General features: G+C 55.3%; 8 protein-coding genes. 7 read left to right on the plus strand and 1 reads right to left on the minus strand.

What is annotated here, in order from left to right; genetic code table 11:
• The 5 genes from flhB to JTI98_RS13595 all read left to right on the plus strand — a co-directional run.
• Positions 1-1,138, plus strand: a 1,138-nt coding sequence (gene flhB / locus JTI98_RS13575) for a flagellar biosynthesis protein FlhB (protein ID WP_216081370.1), incomplete at its 5' end; no start/stop codon positions are given.
• Entirely contained in the window at positions 1,131-3,209 is a 2,079-nt protein-coding gene (gene flhA / locus JTI98_RS13580; protein ID WP_090049251.1) for a flagellar biosynthesis protein FlhA, read from the plus strand. The genes flhB and flhA, both read left to right, overlap by 8 nt.
• Entirely contained in the window at positions 3,209-3,601 is a 393-nt protein-coding gene (gene flhe / locus JTI98_RS13585) for a flagellar protein FlhE (protein ID WP_043000346.1), read from the plus strand. The genes flhA and flhe overlap by 1 nt, the downstream gene beginning before the upstream one ends.
• 262 nt (positions 3,602-3,863) lie before the next feature.
• Positions 3,864-5,447, plus strand: coding sequence for an MFS transporter (locus JTI98_RS13590; protein ID WP_216081371.1), 1,584 nt, complete (start codon positions 3,864-3,866; stop codon positions 5,445-5,447).
• 4 nt (positions 5,448-5,451) lie between these two features.
• Positions 5,452-6,591: a glycoside hydrolase family 105 protein gene (locus JTI98_RS13595; protein ID WP_054176297.1), complete on the plus strand. Its 1,140-nt coding sequence runs from the start codon at positions 5,452-5,454 to the stop codon at positions 6,589-6,591.
• Positions 6,592-6,638: 47 nt separating this feature from the next.
• Here JTI98_RS13595 and argS read toward each other — a convergent pair whose 3' ends face one another.
• Positions 6,639-8,372 carry an arginine--tRNA ligase gene (gene argS, locus JTI98_RS13600; RefSeq protein WP_216081372.1) on the minus strand — a complete coding sequence of 578 codons (1,734 nt, stop codon included), beginning with the start codon at positions 8,370-8,372 and terminating at the stop codon, positions 6,639-6,641.
• A gap of 238 nt (positions 8,373-8,610) precedes the next feature.
• On the opposite strand from argS, the gene JTI98_RS13605 reads away from it, so the two are divergent.
• Complete coding sequence (locus JTI98_RS13605; RefSeq protein ID WP_044328618.1) at positions 8,611-9,180, plus strand: VOC family protein; 570 nt, start codon at positions 8,611-8,613, stop codon at positions 9,178-9,180.
• Positions 9,181-9,182: 2 nt separating this feature from the next.
• Complete coding sequence (gene cutC, locus JTI98_RS13610; protein WP_043000351.1) at positions 9,183-9,929, plus strand: copper homeostasis protein CutC; 747 nt, start codon at positions 9,183-9,185, stop codon at positions 9,927-9,929.
• Positions 9,930-10,032: the final 103 nt, after the last annotated feature.

The following is a 10,032-nucleotide window of genomic DNA, read 5'->3' on the forward strand; positions in this document are numbered from 1 at the left end:
CAACGACGACAAAACAGAAGCCCCCACACCCCACCGACTTGAGAAAGCGCGGGAAGAGGGGCAGATCCCCCGTTCCAGAGAACTGACCTCACTGCTGATTTTGCTGGTGGGCGTCTGCATTATCTGGATTGGCGGTGAGTCGTTGGCCAGACGGCTATCGGGCATGTTGTCGGCAGGACTGCGTTTTGACCACAGCATGGTCAATGATCCTAATCTGATCCTCGGGCAAATTATTCTGCTGATTAAAGAAGCGATGATCGCGCTGCTGCCGCTGATTACCGGCGTGGTGCTGGTGGCGCTGATCTCGCCGGTTCTGCTCGGCGGTCTGGTCTTCAGCGGTAAATCACTGCAACCCAAATTTTCCAAGCTCAATCCGCTGCCAGGCATCAAACGCATGTTTTCCGCGCAGACCGGGGCGGAATTGTTGAAAGCCATTCTGAAATCCACACTGGTGGGCAGCGTGACGGCGATGTATCTGTGGCATAACTGGCCGGAGATGATGCGCCTGATGGCGGAGTCACCGCGCGCGGCGATGGGCAATGCGCTGGATCTTGTTGGACTGTGTGCGTTGCTGGTGGTGCTGGGGGTGATCCCGATGGTCGGATTCGACGTGATTTTCCAGATCATGAGCCATCTGAAAAAATTACGCATGTCACGCCAGGATATCCGTGACGAATTTAAACAGAATGAAGGCGACCCTCATGTGAAGGGGCGTATCCGACAGATGCAGCGCCAGGCGGCGAGTCGACGCATGATGAGTGATGTCCCCAATGCCGATGTCATCGTCACCAACCCGACTCACTATTCGGTGGCGCTGCAATACGACGAGAATAAGATGAGCGCGCCGAAAGTCGTGGCGAAAGGGGCCGGACTTGTGGCCCTGCGCATTCGCGAGATCGGTGCCGAGAACAAAATTCCCACCCTTGAAGCGCCGCCGCTGGCGCGTGCGCTTTATCGCCATGCTGAGATTGGTCAGCAGATCCCCGGACAACTGTACGCCGCCGTCGCGGAAGTGCTGGCCTGGGTGTGGCAGCTTAAACGCTGGCGGCTCGCCGGTGGGGAACGTCCACCACAACCTGCAAATCTTCCAGTGCCTGAAGCCCTGGATTTTATGAACGAGAAGACTACCGATGGCTAATCTGGTTGCGATGCTGCGCCTGCCCAACAACATGAAAACCACGCAGTGGCAGATCCTTGCCGGGCCAATCCTCATTCTGCTGATCCTGTCGATGATGGTCCTGCCGTTGCCGGCGTTCATCCTTGACCTGCTGTTTACCTTTAACATCGCACTGTCGATTATGGTGCTGCTGGTGGCGATGTTCACCCAGCGCACGCTGGAGTTTGCCGCGTTTCCGACCATTCTGTTGTTCACCACGCTGCTGCGTCTGGCGCTGAACGTGGCTTCCACGCGTATTATTTTGATGGAAGGGCACACTGGCGCGGCGGCGGCGGGCAAGGTCGTTGAAGCGTTCGGCCACTTCCTGGTCGGCGGTAACTTTGCTATCGGTATCGTGGTGTTTGTTATTCTCGTCATCATCAACTTTATGGTTATCACCAAAGGTGCCGGGCGTATCGCTGAAGTGGGCGCGCGCTTCGTTCTTGACGGGATGCCGGGTAAACAGATGGCGATTGACGCCGACCTTAATGCCGGTCTTATCGGTGAAGATGAGGCGAAAAAGCGTCGTTCTGAAGTGACTCAGGAAGCCGACTTCTATGGCTCAATGGACGGTGCGAGTAAGTTCGTTCGTGGCGACGCCATCGCCGGTATTCTGATTATGGTGATTAACGTTGTGGGCGGTCTGCTGGTGGGGGTGCTGCAACATGGGATGAGCATGGGGCATGCTGCGGAAAGCTATACCCTGTTGACCATCGGTGATGGTCTGGTGGCGCAGATCCCCGCGCTGGTGATTTCAACCGCGGCGGGTGTCATCGTCACCCGCGTCAGTACCGATCAGGACGTCGGCGAGCAGATGGTCGGGCAACTGTTCAGTAATCCGAGCGTGATGTTGCTGAGCGCCGCGGTTCTGGGTCTGCTGGGCCTGGTGCCGGGGATGCCAAACCTGGTGTTCCTGATGTTTACCGCCGCGCTGCTGGGACTGGCCTGGTGGATCCGGGGACGTGAGCAGAAGGCGCCTGTCGAGCCACAACCGACTAAAGTTCCGGAAAACAACTCGGTGGTGGAAGCCACCTGGAACGACGTGCAACTGGAAGACTCTCTCGGCATGGAAGTGGGCTATCGCCTGATCCCGATGGTCGATTTTCAGCAGGACGGCGAACTGCTGGGTCGTATCCGCAGTATCCGTAAAAAGTTCGCCCAGGACATGGGCTTTCTGCCGCCAGTGGTGCATATCCGCGACAATATGGATCTGCAACCTGCGCATTACCGCATCCTGATGAAAGGGGTGGAGATTGGCAGCGGCGACGCCTATCCGGGACGCTGGCTGGCGATAAACCCAGGCACGGCGGCGGGGACATTACCCGGCGAACAGACAGTGGATCCGGCATTTGGACTGGACGCGATCTGGATTGAAAGTGCCTTAAAAGAACAGGCGCAGATTCAGGGCTTTACCGTAGTGGAGGCCAGTACCGTAGTCGCCACCCATCTGAACCATCTGATTGGTCAGTATGCGGCTGAACTGTTCGGTCGCCAGGAGGCGCAGCAACTGCTGGATCGCGTGTCGCAGGAGATGCCGAAGCTGACCGAAGATTTAGTGCCGGGCGTGGTGACCCTGACCACGCTGCATAAAGTGTTGCAGAACCTGCTGGACGAAAAAGTGCCAATTCGCGATATGCGCACCATTCTGGAAACGCTGGCGGAACATGCGCCATTGCAGAGCGATCCGCATGAACTCACGGCGGTGGTTCGCGTGGCGCTGGGGCGCGCCATCACCCAGCAGTGGTTCCCGGGTAATCATGAAGTTAATGTGATTGGCCTCGATACCGCGCTCGAACGCCTGCTGCTGCAGGCACTCCAGGGCGGTGGGGGACTGGAACCCGGCCTTGCCGATCGACTATTGGCGCAAACTCAGGAGGCGCTGTCCCGCCAGGAAATGCTGGGTGCGCCGCCGGTGCTGCTGGTTAACCATGCGTTGCGTCCATTGTTGTCGCGCTTCCTGCGCCGCAGCCTGCCGCAACTGGTGGTGCTGTCGAACATGGAGCTGTCCGATAACCGTAACATCCGCATGACGGCAACCATTGGAGGTAAATAATGCGCAAACTGCTTTGGCTGTTACTTTTCCCGCTGGTGGTACAGGCTGCCGGGGAAGGAGCGTGGCAGGCCAGTAGTATTGGCATAACCCTGAATCACCGCGGCGTGGCGGCCTCGTCGTCGCCGCTTTCATCCAGCCAGCCTGTCTCCGGTCTGATGACGCTGGTCGCCTGGCGATATGAACTGAATGGCCCGACGCCTGCCGGTTTACGCGTGCGCTTATGTTCACAATCACGCTGTGTAGAGATAGAAGGGCAGAGCGGCACCACGCAGGCATTTAACAACGTGCCTGCCGTTGAACCCCTGCGTTTCATCTGGGAAGTTCCCGGCGGTGGTCGCTTAATTCCCGCATTAAAAGTTCAGAGCAATCAGGTGATTGTGAACTATCGTTAACGGTTATTCTCCTCATCAGGCAGTACGCTAAACTGCTGCCTGATTCGCATTTTTGACTTTGCCTTTTGATTGAAAAGAAACGCTGTTTTATAAATCGGTGACACGCGTTGCCGGTCTCTTTGCGTTTTTGCCATTTCACTCTCACCGGTGGCAAAAACGAAAAGGTATCCCACTTTGTAAGCTCTTACTGTAGCCGTGTAAGAACTCCTTTGGCGCAGCCAACCGGCCGGGAGTCCCCCAACCATTTGCAGGGTTAACGGCAATGAAAACACGTAAAATTGGATTGGTGAATTATTTCGCCTATGGTTCAGGTGATTTTCTGGGAGCAGGCACCACGGCGCTCACGGCAGCCTGGCTGCTCTATTTCTATACGACGTTCTGCGGGCTTTCTCCTATCGAAGCGACCTTCATCTTTGCGGCTGCAAGGGTGCTTGATGCTGTCGTCAGTCCGCTGATGGGCTTTTTGACCGATAACTTCGGTTCCACCTGGCTCGGTAAACACTTTGGTCGGCGTAAGTTCTTTATCTTGCTGGGGATCCCATGTGTATTCAGCTATTCACTGATGTGGGTAGGGGACATGGGATTCTGGTATTACCTGCTGACCTATCTGCTGTTTGATATCGTCTATACCATGATTCTGGTGCCTTACGAAACGCTGGTGCCTGAGATGACCGATGATTTCAAACAGAAAACCAAGTTTTCCGGTGCGCGTATCGGAATGGCGCAAATGTCCGCCATTCTGGCCTCTTTCCTGCCCGGCATTTTGTTAACCGCCTTCGGCAAGGACAACCCCAACTCCTTCTTTTATGCAAGCCTGGTGTTCTCAGTGCTGTGCGCACTGATGCTGACTTTTGTCTGGTTCTTTACCTGGGAACGCCCGCGTGAAGAGTGGACGCAAGCGGCGCTGCGGGCGGAAGAAGAGAAAAAAAGTCTCACCTTCGGCCAGAGCATGAACCGCCTGTTCGTAGAGTTAAGTTCCACACTGCGGATTAAGATTTTCCGTCAACATCTGGGGATGTATCTCGGCGGTTACATCGCGCAGGACGTGTTCAACGCCGTCTTTACCTACTATGTGGTGTTTGTCCTGATGCAGGAAGCGTCAATGGCGTCGAATTTGCTCGGTACGATGGCGATTTTCCAGTTCATTGCGGTTATTGCCATGATCCCGCTGTGCATCCGTTTTGGGCCAGCGCCGTCCTATCGAATGGTCGTGGTGTTGTTCGGTCTGAGCTCGCTCTCTTACGCGGTGCTTTACTACGCCGGATTGAGCGACATCTACTCTCTGTTGCTGCTGGTTTCTGCTGTGGCTGGGCTGGGCCGCGGCGGTATCAACTACGTTCCGTGGAACACCTACACCTACATTGCGGATGTCGATGAAGTCATTACCGGTCAGCGCCGCGAAGGGATCTTCGCCGGGATCATGACCCTGACGCGTAAAGCGTCGCAGGCAGGGGCGGTGATGCTGGTTGGGATTGTCATGCAAATGTCGGGCTTTGTTTCAGGGCAGAGCACGCAGCCTGAAGCGGTCAGCCATACCATTCTGTTGATTCTCAGTTGCGGTACGCTGCTGGTGCTGGCCTGCGGCTTCCTGGTCTCCCTGCGCTTTAAACTGAATTTGCAGACCCACAGCACGTTGCGTGAAGAAACGGTGAAAATGCGCGAATCCGGTCGCACAATGCCGGAAAGTATTACCCCACAGGCACGCGCCACCGTCGAGATGCTTGCCGGGCTGCCGTATGAATCACTTTGGGGTAACAACAATATTGGTTACCTGAATCGTAATAAACCCGCGGCTCCTTCACTGAAGCAGGCTGCGATATGGAATTCGACTTATCACAGAGGGTAAAGATATGAAGGTTTGGCCTGTCAAACATAGCTCGTTACTGCGTCAGCCGGAACGGTTTATCTCACGGGAAGCGCTGAAAGCGTTAATTCAGACAGTGACGACCAATCTGGTGAACATTAAGGACGAGACGGGTCAATTTCTGCTGCGCCTTGACGACGGACGTGTGATAGACACCAAAGGCTGGGCAGGATGGGAATGGACGCACGGCGTTGGGCTGTACGGGATGTATCAGTACTACCAGCAGACCGGCGACGAAACGATACGCGACATCATCGACAACTGGTTTGCTGACCGTTTTGCCGAAGGGACCACCACCAAAAACGTCAACACGATGGCACCGTTTCTGACTCTGGCGTATCGCTACGAGGAGACGCGTAATCCCGCTTATCTGCCGTGGCTTGACGCGTGGGCGGAATGGGCGATGTATGAGATGCCGCGCACCGATCACGGCGGAATGCAGCACATCACGCTGGCGGAAGAGAACCATCAGCAAATGTGGGATGACACCCTGATGATGACGGTGCTGCCACTGGCGAAAATCGGTAAGTTGCTTAAGCGTCCTGAATATGTGGAAGAGGCGACCTATCAGTTTTTGCTGCACGTACAGAATCTGATGGACCGGGAGACTGGCCTGTGGTTCCACGGCTGGAATTACGACGGGCATCATAACTTTGCCAGTGCCCGCTGGGCACGCGGCAATAGCTGGCTGACCATTGTGATCCCGGACTTCCTCGAACTGGTGGATCTGCCAGAAAATAACGCCGTGCGCCGCTATCTGGTACAGGTGCTGAATGCGCAGATTGCTGCGCTGGCGAACTGTCAGGATGAAAGCGGGTTGTGGCACACGCTGCTTGACGATCCGCACTCCTACCTGGAAGCCTCCGCAACCGCAGGGTTCGCCTACGGAATTTTAAAAGCGGTGCGCAAGCGTTATGTCAGTGCGGACTATGCCGAGGTGGCGGAAAAAGCGATTCGTGGAATTGTGCGGAACATTTCACCGCAAGGGGAGTTGCTGCAAACGTCTTTCGGTACGGGCATGGGCCACGATCTCGACTTCTATCGGGCGATTCCGCTGACTTCCATGCCATACGGCCAGGCGATGGCGATGCTGTGTCTGACGGAGTATTTGCGGAAGTATTTCTGATAGCCTGAAAAAACAAAACCCGGCATTTGCCGGGTTCTGTTTATCGCTTACATGCGTTCTACGGTTTCGATACCCAGAGTATCCAGACCGAGCTTCAACGTTTTCGCCGTCAGCAGCGCCAGTTTCAGGCGGCTGTTACGAACTTCTTCGTTTTCTGCGCTCAGGATTGGGCAGTGTTCGTAGAAGCCTGAGAACAGTCCGGCGACGTCATACAGGTAGGCACACATTACGTGCGGTGTCCCTTCACGCGCAACAACGGTCAGCGTTTCTTCAAACTGCAGCAGACGAGCAGCCAGTTGCGCTTCGCGATCTTCGCTGAGCTGTACCTTCGCGTTCGCCAGATCATTTTCATCCAGACCGGATTTACGGAATACCGACAGCACACGGGTGTAGGCATACTGCATGTAAGGCGCGGTATTGCCTTCGAAGGCCAGCATGTTATCCCAGTCGAAGATGTAGTCGGTGGTGCGGTTTTTGGACAAATCGGCGTATTTCACCGCGCCAATCCCGACGGCGTTGGCCAGTTTTTCCAGTTCGTCTGCCGGCATGTCCGGGTTCTTCTCGCTCACCAGACGACGGGCGCGTTCCAGCGCTTCGTCCAGCAGGTCTGCCAGTTTCACCGTACCGCCTGCTCGCGTTTTGAATGGCTTACCGTCTTTGCCCAGCATCATGCCGAACATGTGATGTTCCAGCGGCACGGCGTCCGGCACGTAACCGGCTTTACGCACGATGGTCCACGCTTGCATCAGGTGCTGGTGCTGACGGGAGTCGATGTAATAGAGCACGCGATCGGCATGCAATGTTTCATAACGGTACTTGGCGCAGGCAATATCGGTGGTAGTGTACAAATAGCCGCCATCTTTCTTCTGAATGATGACCCCCATCGGTTCGCCTTCCTTGTTTTTATACTCATCAAGGAATACGACGGTGGCGCCTTCGCTTTCGACGGCCAGACCCTTGGCTTTCAGATCGGCCACGATCCCCGGCAGCATCGGGTTGTACAGGCTTTCGCCCATCACATCGTCGCGGGTCAGGGTTACATTCAAACGGTCATAGGTGATCTGATTCTGGGACATGGTGATGTCGACCAGTTTGCGCCACATCTGCAGGAAGTATTCGTCGCCACCCTGCAGTTTTACCACGTAGCTACGGGCGCGCTCGGCGAAGGCTTCATCTTCGTCGTAATGTTTTTTGGCTTCACGATAGAAACCTTCGAGATCCGCCAGCGCCATTTCACCGGCGTTTTCCTGCTGCTGTTTTTCCAGATACGCGATCAGCATGCCGAACTGAGTGCCCCAGTCGCCGACGTGGTTGGCGCGAATAACGTGGTGGCCGAGGAACTCAAGGGTACGCACGGCGGCGTCACCGATAATGGTGGAGCGCAGGTGGCCGACGTGCATCTCTTTCGCCACGTTTGGCGCGGAGTAATCGACAACCACCGTCTGCTTCGCCGGTTTAGTCACGCCGAGACGATCGGAGGTCAGCGCCTGTTCCACATGTTCTGCCAGGAATGCCGGGTTGAGGAAGATATTGATAAAGCCAGGGCCCGCGATTTCAACTTTGCTGGCGATACCGTTCAGATCCAGATGAGTCAGCACCTGCTCAGCCAGTTGTCGTGGAGCCATACCCAGTTTTTTAGCAACTGCCATCATGCCATTGGCCTGATAGTCGCCGAACTGTACTTTTGCTGACTGACGAACCTGCGGTTCGCAATCTGCAGGCGCGCCTGCAGCAATCATGGCCTGACTGACTTTTTCTGAGAGAAGAGCCTGAATATTCACCGGAATACCTTACGTTGATGAAGCGGGTTGATGTTTACCGCACCAGTTTAAGAATTAAGGGCGGGAGTATACTGCAAATGCCCCCCTGCGTCAGCACTGCGCAGCCGTAAGCGCGTACAGAAAATAAGCGTTAAAGGAGTGCATAAGCATGCATACCGCAAATCCTGCAATCTACGGTTGGTTGCGGGAGGTCAACGGAGTAAATTAGCGGCTTTGAACACCGATAAGAGCTCTTATTATGGCGAACTGGCAGACCATTGACGAACTGCATGATATTTCCGCAGATTTACCGCGATTCACTCAGGCGTTCACAGAACTTTCCACTCGCCTCGGTCTGGATGTTGCACCGCTTGAGGCCGATCACATTTCTCTGCGTTGTCATCAGAACGCCACTGCTGAACGCTGGCGTCGAGGATTTGAACAATGCGGCGAGCTGCTGTCGGAAAATACCATCAACGGGCGACCAATTTGTCTGTTCAAACTGCATGAGCCGGTGTGCGTCGCGCACTGGCGCTTTAGCATTGTGGAACTGCCGTGGCCCGGGGAAAAGCGGTATCCTCATGAAGGGTGGGAACACATTGAGATTGTCCTGCCTGGCGCTCCTGAAACCCTGAATGCCCGCGCATTAGCGCTGCTTTCGGATGACGGACTGAGCCAGCCGGGCATTTTTGTGAAAACCAGTTCACCGAAAGGGGAACACGAACGTCTGCCGAACCCGACGCTGGCGGTCACTGACGGGAAGGTCACCGTCAAATTCCACCCGTGGTCGATTGAGGCAATCGTCGCCAGCGAACAGCAACAGGAGTGAATATGACATTGCTGGAAATCTGTTGTTACAGCATGGAGTGCGCGCTTACGGCGCAGCAAAACGGTGCGGACCGCATTGAACTGTGCGCCGCGCCAAAAGAAGGGGGCTTAACGCCATCACTGGGCGTGCTGCGCTCGGTTCGTCAGGCGGTGACGATTCCGGTACATCCGATCATCCGGCCGCGCGGTGGAGATTTTTGTTATACCGACGGTGAGTTCGCGGCGATGCTGGACGATGTACGGACCGTGCGTGAACTGGGTTTTCCCGGACTGGTGACAGGCATTCTTGATCCTGACGGTCATGTCGACATGCCACGCATGCGGCAGATTATGGACGCGGCAGGCCCTCTGGCTGTGACCTTTCACCGCGCGTTCGATATGTGTGCTAATCCGTTAAATGCACTACATAATCTTGCGGAACTGGGTGTCGCCAGAGTGCTGACGTCGGGGCAGAAATCCGATGCAGTGCAAGGTTTAGCAAATATTATTGAACTTATTGCTCACCCCGGTGCTCCAATCATTATGGCCGGAGCGGGGGTTCGCGCAGAAAATCTGCCGCGTTTCCTGGATGCCGGAGTACGGGAAGTACACAGCTCCGCCGGAACCTTGCTGGTTTCACCTATGCGCTATCGCAATCAGGGTCTGTCAATGTCGACAGATAAGCAAGCGGATGAATATTCCCGCTATGCGGTAGACGGCAAGTCGGTTGCTGAAATGAAAGGAATCATTGTTCGCCATCAGGCCAAATGATTTTACCGTTGCATCATGTCGCCCAATATGATGCTTGCTCGTACCAGGCCCCTGCCCATTCAACAGGGGCCTTTTTTTACGCTAAATTTCGCTGATGAATGAA

Origin of the sequence: Citrobacter sp. MGH 55, assembly GCF_016906145.1 — a bacterium.
GTDB lineage: Bacteria > Pseudomonadota > Gammaproteobacteria > Enterobacterales > Enterobacteriaceae > Citrobacter_A > Citrobacter_A amalonaticus.

What these genes read in the sequence shown, in the direction of transcription:
- JTI98_RS13605 (WP_044328618.1), top strand. Translation starts at nt 8,611, where the DNA reads ATGGCGAACTGGCAGACCATTGACGAACTGCATGATATTTCCGCAGAT.
- flhe (WP_043000346.1), top strand. Translation starts at nt 3,209, where the DNA reads ATGCGCAAACTGCTTTGGCTGTTACTTTTCCCGCTGGTGGTACAGGCT.
- JTI98_RS13595 (WP_054176297.1), top strand. Translation starts at nt 5,452, where the DNA reads ATGAAGGTTTGGCCTGTCAAACATAGCTCGTTACTGCGTCAGCCGGAA.
- flhA (WP_090049251.1), top strand. Translation starts at nt 1,131, where the DNA reads ATGGCTAATCTGGTTGCGATGCTGCGCCTGCCCAACAACATGAAAACC.
- JTI98_RS13590 (WP_216081371.1), top strand. Translation starts at nt 3,864, where the DNA reads ATGAAAACACGTAAAATTGGATTGGTGAATTATTTCGCCTATGGTTCA.
- cutC (WP_043000351.1), top strand. Translation starts at nt 9,183, where the DNA reads ATGACATTGCTGGAAATCTGTTGTTACAGCATGGAGTGCGCGCTTACG.